1 protein-coding gene is annotated in these 1,358 nt (G+C 67.2%); it reads left to right on the top strand.

All coding sequences use genetic code 11. The features are described from left to right. The first annotated feature begins 125 nt into the window (after nt 1–125). Complete coding sequence (locus CKO25_RS20700) at nt 126–1,325, top strand: IS4 family transposase (protein ID WP_200389830.1); 1,200 nt, start codon at nt 126–128, stop codon at nt 1,323–1,325. Nucleotides 1,326–1,358 lie beyond the last annotated feature (33 nt).

The raw sequence follows: 1,358 nt of genomic DNA on the forward strand, positions 1-1,358 counted from the left end.
CCCTGAGGTATCCCCAATAAAACGCCATTAGATACAATGTACTAGAGAAGCAATCTATAGAGAAAATGAACATGCATGGGGTTTGATGGTCCACAACGGGCGACCAAACCTGCGGAGGACCCCCCATGCATGCACTGACGATTCTACAGCGTTGTGTCGCGCCGTTGCTCGCCGGCATCCACCGTCGGCGCCTGAGCGTGCTGCTTGAAGCCGTCGCCGCGACGGTCAGCGGCCCGCGGCTGACGCTGACCGAGATCGGCCGACGCTTCGGCGGCGGGACGGACCTGCGCCATCGCATCAAGCGCGCCGATCGGTTGTTGGCCAACCGGCATCTGCGCCGCGATGCCAAGCAGATCTATGCGGCGTTGGCGCGGATGCTGCTGGCCGGGGTGGCCGAGCCGCTGATCGTGATCGACTGGAGCGACCTGAAGCGCGATCAGTCGCTGCACCTGCTGCGGGCCTCCGTGCCGGTGGGTGGGCGCAGCCTGACGCTGTACGAGGAGGTCCACACGCAGCGCAACCTCGGCAACCGCCGTGTGCAGCATCGCTTCCTCGAGCAGCTCAAGGCGCTGCTGCCGGCGACGGCGCAGCCGATCATCGTTGCCGACTCTGGTTTCAAGGTGCCGTTCTACCGCGAGGTCGAACGGCTGGGCTGGCGCTGGGTCGGGCGCGTGCGCGGGCGCGACTATGTCAAGCTCAAGCACCGCTGGCGCAGCTGCAAGCGCCTCTTCGCGGAGGCGACCACCACGGCGACGGCGCTCGGCATCGGCGAGTGGGTGCGCAGCAATCCGCTGCGTGCCGCCTTCGTGCTGGTACGCAAGCCCAAGCAGGGACGCCGGGCGAAGACGGCCGCGGGCAAGCGCTCGCGCTCGAAGAAGAGCCAGCAGGCCGCCCGCAATGCGCGCGAGCCTTGGCTGCTCGTGGCCTCGACCCGGCTTGCCGACTGGCCGGCGAAGCGCTTGGTCAGGGTCTATCGCCAACGGATGCAGATCGAGCTGAGCTTTCGCGACCTGAAGAGTCAGCACTTCGGCGAAGGGCTGGAGTGCAGCGCCTCAAGCGGTGCGGGCCGCTACACCGTGCTGGTGCTGATCGCCTCCTTGGCGGCGCTCTTGTTGTGGCTGATCGGCGCCGCCGCGGAGCGCAGCGGGGTGCACGAGCGTCTGCGACCGGGAAGCCGCAAGCGCCGCGCCTACTCACGGCTGTTCCTGGCTCGGCTGCTGCTGACGCTGGAGGGCTACCGCACGACCATTGCCGAGCTCATCGACGCCATCGGGCCGCCGGCTCAATGGGTCTCGAGTGACCATGATGGGCTGCTCGCCGAGTGAGCGACCGGGGGCGGATTTGTGGGGATACCTCAG

Source organism: Thiocapsa imhoffii (assembly GCF_016583985.1).
Taxonomy (GTDB): Bacteria; Pseudomonadota; Gammaproteobacteria; order Chromatiales; family Chromatiaceae; genus Thiocapsa; species Thiocapsa imhoffii.